At 37.8% G+C, this 18,157-nt stretch carries 18 protein-coding genes; 10 read left to right on the top strand and 8 right to left on the bottom strand.

The annotated features are described in order from the left end of the window. Positions 1 to 40: 40 nt before the first annotated feature. Complete coding sequence (locus D8M06_RS13590) at positions 41 to 535, top strand: CueP family metal-binding protein (RefSeq protein ID WP_277749484.1); 495 nt, start codon at positions 41 to 43, stop codon at positions 533 to 535. Positions 536 to 970: 435 nt separating this feature from the next. On the opposite strand, the gene D8M06_RS13595 is transcribed toward D8M06_RS13590, so the two are convergent. Together D8M06_RS13595 and D8M06_RS13600 are read right to left on the bottom strand one after the other, a co-directional pair. Beyond that, positions 971 to 1,966: a DUF3231 family protein gene (locus D8M06_RS13595; RefSeq protein WP_121204993.1), complete on the bottom strand. Its 996-nt coding sequence runs from the start codon at positions 1,964 to 1,966 to the stop codon at positions 971 to 973. Positions 1,967 to 2,131: 165 nt separating this feature from the next. Further along, complete coding sequence (locus D8M06_RS13600) at positions 2,132 to 3,934, bottom strand: DNA ligase D (protein ID WP_121204953.1); 1,803 nt, start codon at positions 3,932 to 3,934, stop codon at positions 2,132 to 2,134. Positions 3,935 to 4,044: 110 nt separating this feature from the next. On the opposite strand from D8M06_RS13600, the gene ku reads away from it, so the two are divergent. Both ku and D8M06_RS13610 read left to right on the top strand, forming a co-directional pair. Beyond that, complete coding sequence (ku, locus tag D8M06_RS13605; RefSeq protein ID WP_121204954.1) at positions 4,045 to 4,890, top strand: non-homologous end joining protein Ku; 846 nt, start codon at positions 4,045 to 4,047, stop codon at positions 4,888 to 4,890. Between the two features lie 932 nt (positions 4,891 to 5,822). Further along, the gene (locus D8M06_RS13610; protein ID WP_121204955.1) at positions 5,823 to 6,836 is read left to right on the top strand and encodes an acyltransferase family protein; all 1,014 of its coding nucleotides are present in this window, start codon (positions 5,823 to 5,825) and stop codon (positions 6,834 to 6,836) included. A gap of 306 nt (positions 6,837 to 7,142) precedes the next feature. Here D8M06_RS13610 and D8M06_RS13615 read toward each other — a convergent pair whose 3' ends face one another. Further along, a complete protein-coding gene (locus D8M06_RS13615; RefSeq protein ID WP_121204956.1) occupies positions 7,143 to 8,486 on the bottom strand; it encodes a YjiH family protein in 1,344 nt (447 codons plus the stop codon). Positions 8,487 to 8,712: 226 nt separating this feature from the next. Here D8M06_RS13615 and D8M06_RS13620 point away from each other — a divergent pair, with 226 nt between their 5' ends. The 3 genes from D8M06_RS13620 (at position 8,713) to D8M06_RS20010 (ending at position 11,052) form a co-directional block, all read left to right on the top strand. Next, the gene (locus tag D8M06_RS13620) at positions 8,713 to 10,353 is read left to right on the top strand and encodes an ABC1 kinase family protein (protein ID WP_121204994.1); all 1,641 of its coding nucleotides are present in this window, start codon (positions 8,713 to 8,715) and stop codon (positions 10,351 to 10,353) included. Between the two features lie 14 nt (positions 10,354 to 10,367). After that, entirely contained in the window at positions 10,368 to 10,694 is a 327-nt protein-coding gene (locus D8M06_RS13625; RefSeq protein ID WP_121204957.1) for a phasin family protein, read from the top strand. Between the two features lie 211 nt (positions 10,695 to 10,905). Beyond that, entirely contained in the window at positions 10,906 to 11,052 is a 147-nt protein-coding gene (locus D8M06_RS20010) for a hypothetical protein (RefSeq protein WP_170150274.1), read from the top strand. Between the two features lie 154 nt (positions 11,053 to 11,206). Here D8M06_RS20010 and D8M06_RS13630 read toward each other — a convergent pair whose 3' ends face one another. Next, positions 11,207 to 11,908: a lysozyme inhibitor LprI family protein gene (locus D8M06_RS13630; RefSeq protein ID WP_121204958.1), complete on the bottom strand. Its 702-nt coding sequence runs from the start codon at positions 11,906 to 11,908 to the stop codon at positions 11,207 to 11,209. A 904-nt stretch (positions 11,909 to 12,812) separates the two neighbouring features. Between D8M06_RS13630 and D8M06_RS13635 the strand changes: the two genes are divergently transcribed. Both D8M06_RS13635 and D8M06_RS13640 read left to right on the top strand, forming a co-directional pair. After that, positions 12,813 to 13,139: a YwdI family protein gene (locus tag D8M06_RS13635; RefSeq protein ID WP_121204959.1), complete on the top strand. Its 327-nt coding sequence runs from the start codon at positions 12,813 to 12,815 to the stop codon at positions 13,137 to 13,139. Between the two features lie 30 nt (positions 13,140 to 13,169). After that, the gene (locus tag D8M06_RS13640) at positions 13,170 to 13,538 is read left to right on the top strand and encodes a DUF423 domain-containing protein (protein WP_121204960.1); all 369 of its coding nucleotides are present in this window, start codon (positions 13,170 to 13,172) and stop codon (positions 13,536 to 13,538) included. A 7-nt stretch (positions 13,539 to 13,545) separates the two neighbouring features. Here D8M06_RS13640 and D8M06_RS13645 read toward each other — a convergent pair whose 3' ends face one another. The 3 genes from D8M06_RS13645 to hemQ form a co-directional block, all read right to left on the bottom strand. Next, entirely contained in the window at positions 13,546 to 13,800 is a 255-nt protein-coding gene (locus D8M06_RS13645; RefSeq protein ID WP_121204961.1) for a hypothetical protein, read from the bottom strand. A gap of 71 nt (positions 13,801 to 13,871) precedes the next feature. Then, complete coding sequence (gene gerQ, locus D8M06_RS13650) at positions 13,872 to 14,354, bottom strand: spore coat protein GerQ (protein ID WP_241558953.1); 483 nt, start codon at positions 14,352 to 14,354, stop codon at positions 13,872 to 13,874. A 368-nt stretch (positions 14,355 to 14,722) separates the two neighbouring features. Next, on the bottom strand, positions 14,723 to 15,475 hold the full coding sequence (gene hemQ, locus D8M06_RS13660) for a hydrogen peroxide-dependent heme synthase (RefSeq protein ID WP_121204963.1): 753 nt from the start codon (positions 15,473 to 15,475) through the stop codon (positions 14,723 to 14,725). 238 nt (positions 15,476 to 15,713) lie between these two features. Here hemQ and pta point away from each other — a divergent pair, with 238 nt between their 5' ends. Further along, positions 15,714 to 16,691: a phosphate acetyltransferase gene (pta, locus tag D8M06_RS13665; RefSeq protein WP_121204964.1), complete on the top strand. Its 978-nt coding sequence runs from the start codon at positions 15,714 to 15,716 to the stop codon at positions 16,689 to 16,691. Between the two features lie 100 nt (positions 16,692 to 16,791). Continuing rightward, a complete protein-coding gene (locus tag D8M06_RS13670) occupies positions 16,792 to 17,181 on the top strand; it encodes a hypothetical protein (RefSeq protein ID WP_147404978.1) in 390 nt (129 codons plus the stop codon). Positions 17,182 to 17,204: 23 nt separating this feature from the next. Here D8M06_RS13670 and D8M06_RS13675 read toward each other — a convergent pair whose 3' ends face one another. Further along, on the bottom strand, positions 17,205 to 18,059 hold the full coding sequence (locus D8M06_RS13675) for a lipoate--protein ligase family protein (protein WP_121204966.1): 855 nt from the start codon (positions 18,057 to 18,059) through the stop codon (positions 17,205 to 17,207). Between the last annotated feature and the right edge of the window lie 98 nt (positions 18,060 to 18,157).

The following is an 18,157-nucleotide window of genomic DNA, read 5'->3' on the forward strand; positions in this document are numbered from 1 at the left end:
AATTATAGTAGTCCTTGCGGTGCTGGTGGTTGGTGTTGGGGTGTATTTGTTACCTGGTAATGAAAACGAGCAAGCGGATGATGTCGTACAGGATATAAAGCAGTTAGTGAATGATTACAGCATAGGGAATGTTACAGCAGAAGCTGCTTCCATCACTTCTGATGAGCTTATTGTAACAGACAGTGATGAGAACCAGACAACGTATGATTTACCAGAAGATGAATTCTTTGTTTCTATCGCTTCATTCATTGAAACAACACACCCATGTGCGAATCATAGTCTAACAGGATGCCAAGGTGAATTAGTGGAACAAGAGTTTCATGTGTATATAGAAGATACTGAGGGCAATGTCATTCTCGACCAACCAATGGAAACACAAGCAAACGGCTTTTTTGATCTATGGTTAGAACGTGATAAAACATATAACATCGCCATTACCCAAGACGGAAAAAAAGCAGAATCCCAGTTTTCTACATTTGAAGGGGATAATACCTGCATCACAACGATTCAGTTAGAAGGTAACAAAAGCGCGTAATAAAGTTATGAGTTCTAGTAATAGGGGATAAAACAGTAAATAACATACTAATTCAGGAGTGCAAATGCATAGAGTTTTGTACTCCTATTTTTATATAAAAATAAATGAGATATTACAGAATTGTAAGTTTTTTGTATATTTAATAGTAGATATTATATATGTTGTTAAATTATCAGGTGCTTTCTTTAAATAAAAGGGAAGTGTTCTTATTATGTTGTAAAAGGGGCAGTATTCCTCATAACTGAATTTGATAATAGATTAATTGACACTTAAACGATTGGGTGCAAGAGTTTAACCAGAGTTTGATGGACATGACAAAGATCGGCTCAATGTCGTCCGAAAGATATTATAGCCATGGTAAGAAGAAATTAAGACGCTGTTGATGTTGTTTTTTTACTTCTTCTCAATTCATTTACCTCCGATTTTTTACATTCCTTATTTTTTCTTCTTTGCTAATTGATCACGGTCAAGTGCCCGTGGTGGCTCTTCTAACCACCCATATTTAATCATTATTTTAGCCCCTTCATTTGCATATTTCAAGATTTCCCCTATAAGTCTGCTGTACATGACCCCAATATCTCTCCTAGGGCTCATGGACATACTTGTACCGTAATAACCAACACTTATAGCAGTTAAGGATGTAGAGTAAAACATCATTTTTCGATCAGAAAACGTGTAACTGGTTGAATCCGTAACTTCTGTATCCAATGTCGTAGGACTAGGAATATCACTTTCGCTTAAATAAGATCCAAATATCTCACAATGTTTTTGTGCTATTTCTTTCCCTTTTAAAATATATTCAATTACATCACTCTTTTTTGCAACCTGACTATACCCAATCATGGTGGCAGAACCTAGTGCATTCCTTTGAAAGTTGGCATAAAGATTCGTGATTTCAGCGCCAGTTAATGGTCTTTTTTCTCTAAAGTAACCTGCAAGAAAGCTTTTCTTCTCCACAAAATCGAAGTTTTCAGGGGTTGGAAGAAGTGGTAGCTTCATATATAAACCTTTTGATAACAATAAATCATTGGTCTTCTTAAGAATATCATCTGATTCACGTAGACATTCACTAAAAAAAGTATAAATGTCTTCTCTTACGGCAAATGGTAAAGCTGCACTATATGCATTCAGCCCCATTTTCCCTAAATTGTTAGTAGAAAATAAAGAATAAGTATCCGTAAATAACCTAGGAGCCGTAACGTCCACATCTTCATCTAGCTTAAACCCATGAGGGATAGGGTAGTTTTCACTATTTAGTATCTTGGTTATTGTATTGATATGTGATTTTGATATATCCAAAGCATATTGAATTAACCCCTTTATTTCTATATCTTCCACTTTATTTAGTTCATATTCTAAATGACAAATGACACCACTATCATTCATATACATGTTCCACAAATTGGTAATTTCACCAGAAGTTAATTTCATTTTTTTTAACACCTTTCTTTTATTTTTTCTCCAATAATATTCTAAGTTAATAGTTGATAATTTACCCAAAATTATATGAAATATGAATAACAGTAAGTTTCTTTTTGCAGGATTCATTGGATGTTTCCATTTATTGGTCTTAATCCTTTTTCGCTACTTCTCTTATTAATCTTTAATCAACTTCATTACTTTATCCAAATTCTGTTTATTTCTAACCTCAAAGAAGTCTGCGAAAGGACAGCCTAATTCCTGGACACGGTCTAATGTGTTTTTGACGGTGAATTTTTCTGGTGTCAAATCTTCATTAACTTCTTCCCAGAATAACGGGGTGGCAATGGATCCTTCCTTGGTCATCCGTGGGGAATAGGGTGCGATGATTGTTTTGTCTTTTCCATGCTGAACATAATCAATATACAATCTGCCATTTCGTTTTTTCTTCATTCGTTCGGTTGTAAATAAATTTGGATAGGCTCCCTCTACCGTGTAGGCAATCGCCTGTGTGAAAACAGCAGTGTCATCATAGGTTAAGCTGTTTTCTGGAATTGGGATATGAATCTGAATGCCTTTATTCCCGGACGTTTTGACAAATGAGATTAGTTCAAGGTCATCCAGCAAAGGTTTGATTATGTTGGCAGCCTGTATTGCTAAGTCAAAACGCTCTCTGTTCGGTGGATCCAAATCAAATACTATCTCAAGCGGATTGGGTTTATTCACTGTTTGAAAAGGGACATGATACTCCAGACCTCCGTGATTAGCGAACCAAACAAGCGAATCCATATCATTACAAATAATTATTCGGTCGTTCCCTATTTTCAAGCTATCGATAAAATCTGGTGCATAGTCTGGTAAGTGCTTCTGATAAAAATGTTCTTCCTCCACGCCATCTGGGCATCTTATTAATGTTAGGGCCCGTTCCTTTAAGAAGGGAAGCATATAGGGCGAAATCTCTCGGATATAGAATAGCAAATCTCCCTTGGTAATTTTTTTCTCCGGCCAATAATATTTTTCTGTCTTCGATACTCCTATTCGTTCTGGAATCATTGCAAGATCAATCATTAATTTCTCTATTGTGCATTCCTGCGCAGAAACCTGTGGGAGTAACTGGACAAACTCTGGTTCTCTTAGCTCGTTTTTATATAAGTCCAACGAATGAATCGAAGCACAAATAGCAGGTGGCAAGGAATATCCTCCTGTTGATTTTTCACCATTGGTTATAAATAACTGCCTCAGTGTTTCAGCGGATTCGTCATCCAACCCATGTTTGCATTTCCCAACTTCATGTATTTTGTTTCCATCGAACACACGAAAGGAATAATAACCGTTTTGATTGTCGTAATGGGTCAAAAAACCCTGAAGGCTACGCCAATTTTTCATTTTAAACCAGTCTCTATGCCCTTTTCCTCCTATGTATTTGCTCTTCTTCCGCTTCGCAATCATTCCCTCACCTTTATGGTCATAGATCTTTTTCCATAATTCTTCTGGGTCCTCATAAGAGTTCACGTACTGTATACGATTGCTTTTTATATGTTCTTTAAATAAATCATTCAGTGCTTTTTTTCGGTCGTTGAAGGGCTGCGATAAAAGGTCGCTACCATTTTCTTGTAACAAGTCAAATGCCATAAATGAAGCGGGGCGCCGATTCGATGCTTTTTGAATGGATTCTGTATTTTTTAGGCGGCCACGTTTTTGAATCCAGGAGAAATTTGCTTGAAAAGGATTATTTAACACAACCATTTCTCCATCCATTTTTATAGGCAATTTGTCTAACACATTAGGTTCCAGTTCCTGACAGTTTGCAACTATTTCTGGGAAGTTTGCCGTTAATTCTTTATTGTTTTTGCTCGTAAGTGTAATTTTCCCCTTTGTGTCCCATGTCAGTACACAGCGGAAACCATCATATTTCACCTCGTACAACCATTCCTCCCCTCGGGGAATCTCTGTACTGGGGATTGGCTTCATCATCTCCATATTAATTCTCCTTATTAGGCCGTCTACTACTAAGGTGGCTAATTTTTAGAAAAATAAACGAAGGATAAAATGAAAAAGTCACGGCAAAATAAGTGAAAGGAGGTTTTCTCATGCACACAATGTGGAAGGGTACGATTAGTTTTGGTCTAGTCAATATTCCTGTCAAAATGCATTCGGCAACAGAAAACAAAGATGTGAAACTTAGACAGTTGCATAAGGAATGCCAGTCTCCTGTTAAATATGAAAAAGTATGTCCTGTTTGCGAACGGGAAATCGAAAGTGATGAAATCGTAAAAGGTTATGAATACGCTAAAAATAAATTTGTTATTTTAGATGAAGAAGATTTAAATGCACTGAAAAAAGAACAGGAAGATCGTGCGGTAGAGATTGTCGACTTTGTTAAATTAGATGATATTGATCCAATTTATTTTGAAAGAAGTTACTATCTGTCGCCAAATGAAGGTGGCGGAAAAGCTTATAGTTTATTACGCAGCGCCTTAAAGGATACTGGAAAAATAGGCGTTGCCAAAATGATGATCCGATCGAAAGAACAGCTGGCTGTTATCCGGGTTTATGAAAATGTTTTGGTGGCAGAAACTATTCATTTTCCAGATGAAGTTCGAAAAGTGGAAGACGTACCCAATGTACCAGAAGAAACAAAGGTACCCGAAAAAGAACTCGATACTGCAAAAATGCTAATTGAACAGCTAACCGCAGAATTTGATCCAGAAAAATATAAAGACGAATATCGAACCGCACTTCTCGAATTAATTGAAGAGAAGAAAAACAATGAAGAAACAGCCACAGCAAAAGACAAACCAGTACCAGACAATGTAACAAACCTCATGGATGCACTACAAGCATCTTTAGACAAGGCAAAGAAAAACAAAGCCAAACCAAGGCAGCCCAAACGAAAAACAAAAACAACAGCCAAAAAGAAAAAAGCAACATCATAATGTCTCCTGACTGGAGGCATGTTTTTTTGTTTTTTGAGAATGGGAGGAGCGCCTATTGTGAGGAGCGCCTATAAACTGTGAGGAGCGCCTATAAACTGTGAGGAGCGCCTATAAACTGTGAGGAGCGCCTATAAACTGTGAGGAGCGCCTATAAACTGTGAGGAGCGCCTATAAACTGTGAGGAGCGCCTATAAACTGTGAGGAGCGCCTATAAACTGTGAGGAGCGCCTATAAACGGAGAGGAGCGCCTATAAACGGAGAGTAGCGCCTATAAACGGAGAGGAGCGCCTATAAACGGAGAGGAGCGCCTATAAAACGAGAGTAGCGCCTATAAACTGAGAGTAGCGCCTATAAACTGTGAGAAGCGCCTATAAACTGTGAGGAGCGCCTATAAACTGAGAGTAGCGCCTATAAACTGAGAGTAGCGCCTATAAACTGTGAGTAGCGCCTATAAACTGTGAGGAGCGCCTATAAACTGTGAGGAGCGCCTATAAACTGAGAGGAGCGCCTATAAAACGAGAGGAGCGCCTATAAAACGAGAGTAGCGCCTATAAACTGTGAGGAGCGCCTATAAACTGTGAGTAGCGCCTATAAACTGAGAGTAGCGCCTATAAACTGTGAGGAGCGCCTATAAAACGAGAGGAGCGCCTGTAAAACGAGAGGATCGCCTGTAAAACGAGAGGATCGCCTATAAAACGAGAGGAGCGCCTATAAACGGAGAGGATCGCCTATAAACGGAGAGGAGCGCCTATAAAATGGAGAGTAGCACCTATAAACAACTCCTCACTCCAAATTACAACCTCGTCTCATTTTTTCATTCTATTTACAGAACTCTTACAATCCAGTGAAATCATACCATTTTGGGTGAATTTTCAATGAAAATGGAGTAAAGTGTAATACAGGAAATTTTTGATACGAAGAGGAGAGAAAAAATGAAGAGAAATGCATTTATGGATAACGCAAAAGTACTTTTCATTTTTTTAGTTGTTTTTGGTCATATGATTCAGCCTTTTACAACAGATTCCGCAGAAATGAATACACTCTATCTCTGGATATACACGTTCCATATGCCGGCATTTATTATGCTTTCTGGCTTTTTTGCAAAGGGATCCGGAGATAAAGGTTATATAATGAATTTAGCCAAAAAATTATTGGTTCCTTATCTTATCTTTCAGTTCATCTATTCGGCATATTACTTTCTTATCGGTAATAGTAGCTGGCAAGCAGGGATTTTTTACCCGCATTGGTCATTGTGGTTCTTATTCAGCCTGTTCAGTTGGCACCTCTTATTAATCGGATTTAAGAAAATTCCAGCTAGGCATGGTATCCCTATAGCTATAATTGTTGGGATATTTATTGGCTATATTGGTGACGTTGGACATACATTTAGTTTGTCGCGTACGTTTGTTTTCTTTCCATTCTTTTTAATTGGGTATTGGTTAACAGAAAAACAGCTGATGTTGGTGAAACGAAAAGGAGTAAAAGTAGCATCAATCGTAGTTATGCTTGCCTTGGCAGTTTCTCTTTATTATGCTCCAGAAATTAATACAGGGTGGCTGCTCGCCTCAAAATCGTACATTGATTTAGGCATGGAAGAGTATGGAGGTATAGCAAGGCTCCTAGTTTATATTACGGCAGCGGCTATGACGGTAAGTGTTTTAGCATGGGTTCCCAAACGCAATTTAGGATGGATTACGAAACTAGGAACAAGAACGCTTTACGTTTATTTGTTACATGGATTCTTTATTCAGTATTTCAGAGAATACCAACTGTTTGAAGTAAACCATGTCATGGATTTAATAGGTATGGTCGTGCTCTCAGCTTTAATTGTCATATTCCTATCCAGTAAGCCAGTATTAGGAATATCGCAGCCGTTTATAGAAGGTAAAGCTTCTATCGTGAAGAAAAAACTATTTCATGAAAAAGAAAGACAGACCAACATATAAAATTAATTGGAAAAAATAGAAAAAATATGAAACTAAATTATATGCTCACTCGTCTATACTAATGCCCCCCTTTTTTAATAGAAATTGCTGCCCCATTTTTATATAAAAATGGGGCAAATTTTTTTCTTTAAGTAATGAGACTGGGACATAAAAAAAGGCGAACAACGTATAAGTAAAGCGTAGGAAATATACGTAGACTCCCGCTCCCCGCGGAAAGCGGAGTATATTTACGGAGCGTGTTTGTGCTCAAATAGTTTGGATTTCTCACAACTGAATTTCTTATATTTTATCCTCTTTTTGTCATTTTTAAAATATAATATGAGCAATCAACGTAATAATCGGCAACGTAATCAACGTACGTAAAAGAAAAATAATAGCTAAATCAAGGAAAGTAACTGGCACTTTTGATCCAAGCAATAGTCCGCCAACTTCGGACATATATATTAATTGGGTAACAGAAAGAGCGGCGATAATGAATCTTGTAATCTCTGCCTCTATTCCTGAGCCGACAATGGCGGGAAGGAACATATCTGCAAAACCAATTAGAATCGTTTCCGAAGCTTCCTGAGCATATGGAACTTGCATCAGTTCCAATAAAGGAATAAATGGTGCTCCGATCCATTGGAAGAATGGAGTATATTCCGCGATGATTAAAGCAACCAAACCAAATGCCATTACTACTGGAGCAACACCTAACCACATGTCCAGGATGTTTTGTATTCCTTCTTTAAAGAATTGATAGACACTCGTTTCTTTTTTAGCACGATTTAGGGCATTTTTATAGCCGTATGAAATGGTACTTTCCCCATCAGGAATTGCTTCAGCTGTATAGTTTTCCTGGTTGTCCAAATACGTATCTGCCTTTTTTGACAATGGTGGGATACGTGGCATAATAAGTGCAGCAGCGAAACCAGCGATTAGAATTGTTAAATAAAAGGGCAGAAACATGTGAGCAAGGTCGACTTCAGCAAGGACCACTAAGGAAAAGGTTATGGAAACAACGGAAAAAGTAGTTCCTATTACGGTTGCTTCCCTCTTTGTATAAAATCCCTCTTCATATTGTTTGCTCGTTAATAATACCCCAATGGTTCCATCACCAACCCAAGATGCTAAGGCATCAATAGAGGAGCGGCCTGGCAATTTAAATAATGGTCGCATAATCTTTGTTGTGATGGTTCCAATGAATTCAAGTAATCCAAAATTCATCAGCAAGGGTAAAAATAAACCAGCAAATAAAAATACGGCAAACAAGACATGCAATAAATCACCGAGGAGCATTTGACCTGTATCAGGGCCATATATTGCTTCAGGACCGATACGGAAAAATACCATGACAGCGAATATAGCTGCTAAAACTCTCGTAAATGTCCAGAATAAATGAACCGAAAATAAATTTTGGAAAAAAGGTGTCTTCTGAAAAACCTTAGGACCACCAATTTTGGCAATAACCGTGAATATAGCTGTAATAAGAATAATCATCATCATGATTGCAGATAAAATATTTGTAAGTACACCCTGAACGGCATTTGCAAGTAGCGCAATTGGTATGGTAAAACCATCCTCCGTTGGAACAGGTATGATAAATATAAAGATTCCGATTAGAGATGGAATAATAAATTTCAGATGATCACTTAATGAATAATGTTTCATAATTTTTCTTAAATCCTTTCTGCTGTCAGCGTAGTTGCTAAATAGGCACATCGCATAATTATACATGATGGTGTAAAAATATTCAACGGAAAATCATACCTTTCAAGTTGTATATTAGGCAAGGAATGCGCTATGGTAATAGTATAGAAAGAATTGTTTTGATGTTAGTATGGTAGTTTCTAAAACGAATTATCCCGTACAAACAATTAAGGGATGGTGCTTGGCTATGAAACGTTTGAAATATAATCTCGTTTATCGTTTTACCGTTATCGTTTGGATGGTTATCAAGTATATTTTTCAGATTTACTTTTTCCATTTCAGGCATACGATATGGGATGAAAAAGCGAAATTAAAATGGAATGCATTACTGGTTAAGATAGCTAAGGATTACAGAAAGAAGTCGGAAAAACTTGGTGGAGTGTTAATCAAGGTTGGACAGTTTCTTACAACAAGAACAGATTTTCTCCCTGATATTTTTATTAGAGAATTGACCGATCTGGTAGACCATGTAAAGCCAATGCCCTATGATTATGCAAAAGAAGTTCTCGAAGAAGAGTGGGGAACGAGTGTAGAGACGCATTTAAAGGCCATAAAAAAAACTTCAGTTGCCTCGGCATCGATTGGAGAGGTATACAAGGCGGTGCTTCATGACGGAACCGTGGTTGCTATAAAAGTGCGGCGGTATCGAATCAACGAGGTATTTCATAAAGATTTTATCGCCTTAAAGATGGTGTTTTGGATTTTAAAAGTGTTTACCAATTTTGGAAAAAAAGCCGATCTAAATGCACTGTTTCGAGAGTTAATCATGGTTATGGATCGTGAACTTGACTTTGAACAGGAATTAGAATTTGGTAATTATTTTCAGGATCGTTATCAAGATAACGCAGATATTCGGATTCCTACATTTTATGGTGAGTTAAGTACAAAGAAAGTATTAGTGATGGAATGGATGAAGGGCGCAAAGATAACCGATATGGACTTTATTAAAAAGCATCATATTGATGTCGAGCAAACAACGAAGATAATTTTTGATTTTTATTTGGATCAATTTTTGAACCCTGGGAAATTCCACGCTGATCCCCATGCTGGAAATATTTTAATCCAAAAAGATGGCAAGATTGCTATTATTGATTTTGGTATGATTGGTGAAATTAAACCGAAGGATATCGAACAATTTAAACTGTTTGTACAAGGGTTTATTATTGAAAATTATGATATTGTCGTAGATGCATTAGATAAAATGAATTTTATTCTACCAAATGCGGACAAGCGGAAACTAAAAAAAGTTATTCAAGAAACAATTGAAATGTATTCCGATGGTTCCTTGAAAAACTTTGATGCTGAAGCCATCGATCAAATAAATGAAGAAATTAATATGATTATGAAGGATCAGGCGATTCAGTTACCTGCAGATTATGCCTATTTGTTACGCGCGATTTCGATTGTAGTCGGTATTATTTTTACATTAAATCCAGATTTAGATATCATAAAATGGGCCAAGCCTAAAATTAGAGATTGGTTTGGCAGAAAGAGTATCGTTGAATCCGTCACAAGGCAATATGCCAAAAATGCTACGGAACCACTTTTATCCTATCCACGAGCATTGCTTAATTGGCTCGAAAGTGGGGAAAAAGATAGAAAGTGGGATAAAGAAAAACATTATGTCCAGCTGAAGCATCAATTTTATTTACTTTTAGAGATTCTATCCTTTATCATGGTAGTAGTAGGGATGTTTTTCTTAGCTTATGGTTTTAGTTTTGAGTTACAAACTGTTGGCATCATAGGAATAATTGTCACCAGCATTTTTACTGTATTATTAAGTATCATGTTAATTTTTCATTTTCGTATGATACGTCATAGACGGTAGAGGAGGTGTAGGCAATGAGCGACTATTTAAAAAGAGGCTTTTTATTAGGGCTTGGCGCTGCAGTTAGTGGAAAAGAAAAACTCGAACAAAAGTTAAAAGAGCTTGTAGAAAAAAATGAATTAACCCAAGAACAAGCAAAAACAGTTTTGGAAAATTTTATCGAAAAAGGCGATACGCAAAAACAGAAGTGGTCCGATAAACAAAAAGAACAAACGCAAAAACTAGCCGCCGAATACGGCATAGCAACAAAAGAAGATATTCATGAACTAAAAGAACGTATTCATGAGTTAGAAATGAAACTTTCCAATAAAACAGCAGAAGAAGTGGAAGAAGAAGAGTGAGCATAACGTTCACTCTTCTTTTCTCTTTGTTCAATAGGATGTTTACCTTGATAAATTTGATGCTTTTACAAAAAACTCAATAATGACCAATAGAGTAATTTTTAAATTAATTATATTTTTAGAAAATTCATATTGATTTTTCACAAGAATGTAGTAAAATAGAATATACAATTAACGATAAGTTGTTCGGAAATAGGAGGGATATAGCGATATGAATTGTTTTTTGCAGTTATGTGACGATGCCAAAAATCAACTTGGAAGACAGTTGCGGGAAGAAGAAATAAGTTTTTTGCAATGGATGTATAATCGCTATACAGAGGAACAACAGGAGCTAGAACTTGAATGCACGGAAGCATAGACTTACGATAACATTGAAAGCGCTTTATATAGAACGAGAACTTAATGGAAATAAAACGAGCTCACTTTAGAGTAGCTAACATTAAACTCAAAAAACATGGGAAACCACAAAGGTTTCCCATGTTTTTTGAGTTTTTCCTAGTGCTCCAGCTATATTAATCTGTCATAAATTCGTTTACCAATTCATAACTTCTTTCCTTTGTTGATTCGTATAAAGATATATAATAGGCAACATTTTCAAAAGTTCCCCCTTTATATCCTTGTCTTGCTTCATCTGCTTTAGCTTCTTTCTGATGAATCCATTTAATTTGTTTCGTCTTTAAGTCTTGCATGGTCTCTGAAGATAACTCACCTTGCAGAACAGCATAAATTTCATTTAATGCTTCATCATACCTTTCATAAGAAAGCCCATAATAGTTTTTCATAGCATTGGTAACACCTTTATCGGAATCCTTCTTTTCAGGTAACGCATCAAGCTCTTCTTGGATCTTGTCCAATTTTTTTAGGAATTCTTGTCTTATTCCTTCTACTTTTGTTCCTGTATTCTCTGTAATAGGTTCCTTAATGTCTTCACTTTCCTCCGTTTCATTTGTTGTAGCTGTCGATACTTTTTCTTCTGTATGAACAGATTGCTCGTTTGTTGAAGTATTCGATCCAGTACCATCTGATTCCACTTTACTAGATTCGTTAATCGTAGAGGTATCTTCTGTCGCATCCGTTTCTTGCGTTTCATGCTCCGGTTCAGAAGAGTGATTGCTGGATGCACCCCCATTATTCGTTGAATTGCCACAAGCGGACAAACCGACTATTAATAATACTAATAGGATTGCCGTCATAAAAAGTTTGCATTTTTTCATGTTTACAACTCCAATTTTAATTTAAGGCATATTTAGTATATTTTGTTGCTTTCTTAAGTTTTTAAGTTGATGGAAATTCTTAATAAACTGAATACAAGTAATGTGCTTAACCTCGCTGCGGAAATACACTCCGCGCACCTTAGGGGAGCTGGTGAGCCTCCTTCGTGCTAAAAAGCGTGTGCGCCTGCGTCTTCCAGTAATGCTTCGAAGCGGGCTTTCTCGGCGCAAGGGAACAAGGGAGATTATTCAAGTAGTTCCCTCACTACGCAGTCTCACCGATGCTCTTCTTCCCGCAGGACATGGAACGCTTCGGCAGCGAAACATCTTCGTGAGAAAAAGTGGGTTTCTTTTTTCTAGGAGTCTCTGTGTACTGCCTCCGCTACTTTGTCTGCCCTAGCTATTTTTAATGCAATAGTCCATAATGGTACGTTTCTGAGGAAGATGTTTACTCGTAAAATAGAATTATTATATGAAATCAAGTATGCAGAACTTAGCGAAGGAAATACACGGAGACTCCCGCGGGAAGAAAAGCCTAGGTGAGACTATGGAGAGCGATAGCTCGGAGTAGGCTCAGCAGCGCCCGCGGAAAGCGTAGTTATTTCCGTAGCGGTAGATAAAACACCAACCTTCGTAGTTAGTGCAGACTTTATACAAAATATAGAGTAAAGTCCTATTAAAAAGCAACAATCATAAAAGTGCCTTATTAAATGAATGATTAGAACTATTTTAACACAATTGAAAATATTCAAGGCTTTTTTAGTATCCTCGAGATGACATTCCTCAAATGCCCATCAAAAAGCAAGTTCAGAGACCCTTGTTCTAGAATGACCAATTCTTATAAATTCTTCACGAAACATGTTATAATATGGGCAATGTAAATTAGGTGAAATAAGGAGCGGTAGCAGTGGCAGTTTCCAATGAAACGATTTTAAAGAAAATGATGAATGAGTTGAACCAGGCGAAAGAAAATGAACATAGTCAGGAAAAAATGGTCAAGCATATAGCAAATGTGAAATTACTTTGTGATTTATTTTTAGAAGAAGACCCAGAGAAAGAAACAATTAAAGAAGCGGTAAAATCACAAACAAAGAGGGATGAATTTTCCCAAGCAGAATTGAAAGCGATGATAGGGGATCAGGCTGTTATCAAAAATATTCAAGAAGAACAAACGAAAAAGAAACAAATAATCGACCATGAAGAGGCAAACGGTTCTTCTATTTTTGACTTTTAGAATTGCCGCAAACAGAGAGGAGAAAAGAGGATGAAACTATTTCTAATCTTAGGAGCTTTAAATGGCTTCATAGCAGTTGCACTTGGTGCGTTTGGTGCTCATGGCTTAGAAGCAAGGCTAACGGAAAAACAGTTAGCGACTTGGAATACAGGAGTTCAATATCAGATGTTTCATACAATGGCATTACTTGTGACTGGGCTGTTGCTGGCCAAATTCCAAAGTGGTGCCTTAAATTGGGCTGGATGGATGTTTTTCATTGGTATCGTCATTTTCTCAGGCAGTCTTTATATTTATTCAACTACAGCTATTAAGACGTTTGCTATGATTACCCCATTAGGTGGAGTAGCGTTCTTAATAGGGTGGGTTTTATTAGGAATAGCTGTCATACGACTTCTATAAGTCACTGCTATAATTGAAAAAATAAATATGTCGTAAAAATAAAAATGATCAGTGACCGGAGGGCTTGCTTGCCTGCGTCTAACGTGTTTCCAGTGGTGTTCCATTGAATCAGTGCATCACACATTAAACTTAATGAAAATACGTAAAGCGTTAAAAAGAGTAAGACAAGATACCCTTGAATCATCGAAAATAAGCCTACGATGACTACAATGCCAAGTGATATTAATTCTATTAATGTTATTTTTTCCATAGGATGTCGCATAGTATCGCCCCTTTTGTATATGTAAGAGAGGATGACACGAGTTTGATTGTGTCATCCTTTTATTTTTCCTTCTATCTTGGATTGTACGTTGACATTTGTGAGCCTTGAGCAAATGGATATTCATAGTTAAGTTCTTCATCAAATGTAACGTAATCTAGGTATACCATTAACAAGAGATAGCGCATGCCGGTATCTGGGTCGCTTAGAATAATGTGATCTCTTCCAGCTGCTTCAATAATTCCCCTAAACTGCATCGCATTCCATTCTGAATTGTTTTCAAATGTCATGTAAACCGTAGCTAGTTTTCCTTTGTTTAATCGTAAAATATTTTCAATGTAGGATTGCTGAAGTGGTAGCATTCCTGGAACATCTGATGCCTGTTGTTGTTGTTGCTGTGCTTGTGCTTGTGGTGGCGGTGTTTGTTGTTGGGCTTGTTGCTGAAATGGGTATCCCTGTGTTTGCTGTGGTTGTGGGTATTGTCTCATTGGATAATAGTAGTACGGATGGGCAGGATAGAAATTTCCATAGGGTTGATTTGCATTTTTCTCGGACATAAAAGATTCCTCCCTTAAAAAATTGTGTGTCTCTCTGATGTCGCCTCCGAGTGGATGAATTTACCTGGAGCTAGTATGAACTCCAAAGTATTAATTTTTATATTTAGACTGTCTGGGCAACTGATGGGGTTCTGCGTTGTGAAACGAAGAGTGGATGAATTTCCTATATGTGTCCCTTCGTTAATCATGTTAAAATGTTCCTAATATCAGCCCAGGAACAGGATACTAAACTCAATAATTATATGTATGTAAATACCCAGAAAAAGATGACAAAAAAACGACTTCCTGCTTCTAACAGAAAGTCGTTTTTATTGTTTTACTTGGAGTGTTTGGGATTCAATTATGCTCCAATATATCGTACGCCCTATTTATAATGCGAAGTATGTAGATACGTCTTCTTTTGGAAGGTAATTTCCTACTAGAAAGTCGCCAAATTCAGCGTATTTTGCAGTTACTTCGTCAAATCGCATTTCATAAACTATTTTTTTGAATTGTAATGCATCATGAGCAAATAAAGTAACGCCCCATTCATACTCATCCAGACCAATAGAGCCGGTAATAATTTCTTTTACTTTTCCTGCATATTTGCGCCCAGTCATGCCATGCTCATAAAGAAGTTTTGTTCTTTCTTCTTTATCAATCTCAAACCAGTTCGCATCTTTCCAGCGGCGGCGTGCCATAGGATAGAAACAAGCATGCTCCCATTTTGGAACAATTGGTTTTAAGCGATCTTTAACATATGGACTTAACTCTCTATCTTTTCCTTCATCCATTGGGTTGTGCATCGTCATTTCCACAATAGATACATAAGAATATCCAGGAATTAGATAATCGCCGATTTTTGATTTATTAATTTCTCTTTTAATTTCTTCTAATTCATCCATAGTTGGGCGGAAGAAAATAAACATCAAATCAGCTTTGTTTCCTAGCACCTTATAAATAGATTGACTACCGTTGTTTTCATCCTCCACTGCTTCCCATTTGGTCATCAATTCTTTAAACTCTTCGACTGCCTCAGTTCTTTGCTTTTCTGATGCCATTTTCCAAGAGGTCCAATCGAATATTCGTGTGTCATGGAGTGCACACCAACCATCCATTGTTACAACTGCTTCTGCTGCCATCATACTCTCTCCTTTTATTGATGAAATTTAGCATTATTAATTTGTTTATATTATTTAAACATATCTTTACTATAGCATAATTGGGGTATGCTATTCATATGTAAGGGCTACCACTGACTGAATTTTAATGGATTGTCAATTCTTTGTCAAAAATTGTTAAAAAATGAAGGGAATTTCTTTAAAATAGTACCTGGTTGATTTATGATTGTAAAGGAAATGAATATTGGAGGTTTGTGAATTGAGTAACTTATTTGATGAATTAACAGCAAAAATCTCTGGAAAAAATAAAAAAATTGTTTTTCCCGAAGGATTAGATGAACGAATCCTGACAGCTGCTGGCAAGCTAAGTGCAGATGGGGTCGTCTTACCTATATTAATAGGAAACAAAGAAAGCATTGAACAAAAAGCAAAAGAAGTAGGTGCAGATGTTTCTTCTTGTGATATTTTAGATCCAAATGATTATCCAGAATTTGATGCAATGGTGCAATCATTTGTAGAACGTCGGAAAGGAAAAGCAACCGAAGAGGATGCACGCAAGATTCTCCTCGACGAAAACTACTTCGGAACCATGCTTGTCTATATGGATAAAGCAGACGGTCTAGTTAGTGGAGCCGCACATTCAACTGCTGATACAGTACGCCCGGCATTGCAAATAATTAAAACAAATGGCCGAGTGAAAAAGACATCCGGTGTGTTCGTCATGGTTCGCGAAGATGAAAAATACGTTTTCGCAGATTGTGCCATTAACATCTCTCCAGACAGTCAGGATTTAGCAGAAATAGCCGCAGAAAGTGCTGTAACTGCTCGCCTATTCGATATCGACCCACGCATTGCGATGCTAAGCTTCTCAACCAAAGGTTCAGCCAAATCACCTGAAACTGAAAAAGTAGAAGAAGCATTGAAAATTGCCAAAGAAAATGATTCTTCTCTAGTAATAGATGGAGAATTCCAATTCGACGCGGCTATCGTTCCAAGTGTAGCTGAGAAAAAAGCGCCAAATGCTACAATTAAAGGCGATGCAAATGTATTCATCTTCCCAAGTCTAGAAGCAGGAAACATCGGATACAAAATTGCTCAACGCCTAGGTAACTTTGAAGCAGTCGGACCAATCTTACAAGGTTTAAATAAACCAGTAAATGACCTATCACGCGGATGCAGCTCAGAAGACGTATATAAATTAGCACTAATTACAGCAGCACAAGCCGTAGGAGAATAAATGATAAAAAGCTTGCAGCGGAAATTAACCGCTGCAGGCTTTTTTTGTGAGTTGGTGGGAGGTAGTGAGAGCAGGGCGGTTGATAGAAGGGTAGGGGCGGTTGATAGGAAGGGTGAGGCGGTTGATAGGAAGGGTGAGGCGGTTGATAGGAAGGGTGAGGCGGTTGATAGGAAGGGTGAGGCGGTTGATAGGAAGGGTGAGGCGGTTGATAGGAGAAGCGGGGCGGTTGATAGGAGAAGCGGGGCGGTTGATAGGAGAAGCGGGGCGGTTGATAGGAGAAGCGGGGCGGTTGATAGAAGAAGCGGGGCGGTTGATAGGAGAGGCGGGGCGGTTGATAGGAGAAGCGGGGCGGTTGATAGAAGCACCGAGACGGCCGATAGAAGCCCAAAGACGATCGATAGAAGCCCCAAGAAAATCAATCTACCTTCACCATCCCCCCCACCGTACAACCCAACAAAAGGGGCCACGAGTTCCTAGAAAACCCTCATGACCCCATATACTTTAACATCACCCCTAACCCAAAATCTCCGTAATAATCTCATTCCGTTTTAACATCTGCTTGTATCTCTTTTCGAAAACCTCTTTTTCGTTATCAGAAAAATCAGTATTCACTATTTCCTCGTTGAAATCACCGAGGGTTTGATATACTCGCTTTTTCATATCTTCTACGGCTAAGCTCACACCTAACAGGTCGGATAGGGAGCCCATGACTTCCGGTTGAACTTCTGGAAAGGTAAATTTGGTTTGCTCATCTTTTTTACTGAGCTGATAAAAGTCACGTATGAGGCTGGCGCGTTCAAAACTGTTTCCTTCAATATCCAAGTATATTTGTACGGCGGCACCATCTTTGACTCTGCGCTGGGAGATTCCGGCGAATTTTCGGCCATCTATACTAAGGTCATAATCTCCAGGACAATAGGAATGAACGATTTCATATGCTTTGATTTCATTCGTTAAGTTTCGCAGCATGTATTGTACAAAGCTAACCATGGCTTCATAACAATCATGGATGGATAGTTCATGAACACCTGGGATAACAAGCGAGATATTTAGGACGCCACCATCTAAAGCGACAGCGAGCCCTCCAGAATTCCGGACAACTACCTGATATCCTTTGTCTGCTAAAAAGCGAACACCGTCTTTAATGTACGGCAATCTGGCATCGGGAATCCCTAACACAATGGTTTTTGGGTGAACCCATAACCTGATGGCTGGGGCCGACTCGCCGTTACTGACTGACATCGCCAGTGCATCATCAACAGCAAAGGAGGTTAATGCTGTATAAGGTTTATCTAATATATATTTCTCGTCTGAGTGATCCAAATATCTGAACGTTGTGTGACGAATGACTTCTTTCCAATTTTTCATTTTTGCACCTAACCCTTTTTAAGACTATTCAGTGACCAACGCTGAGTAAAGAATGTGCGCGTGTTATACAAATTATCTTCCTTTTTTGCATAATCTAT

Origin of the sequence: Oceanobacillus halophilus (genome assembly GCF_003628505.1) — a bacterium.
Classification (GTDB): domain Bacteria; phylum Bacillota; class Bacilli; order Bacillales; family Amphibacillaceae; genus Oceanobacillus; species Oceanobacillus halophilus.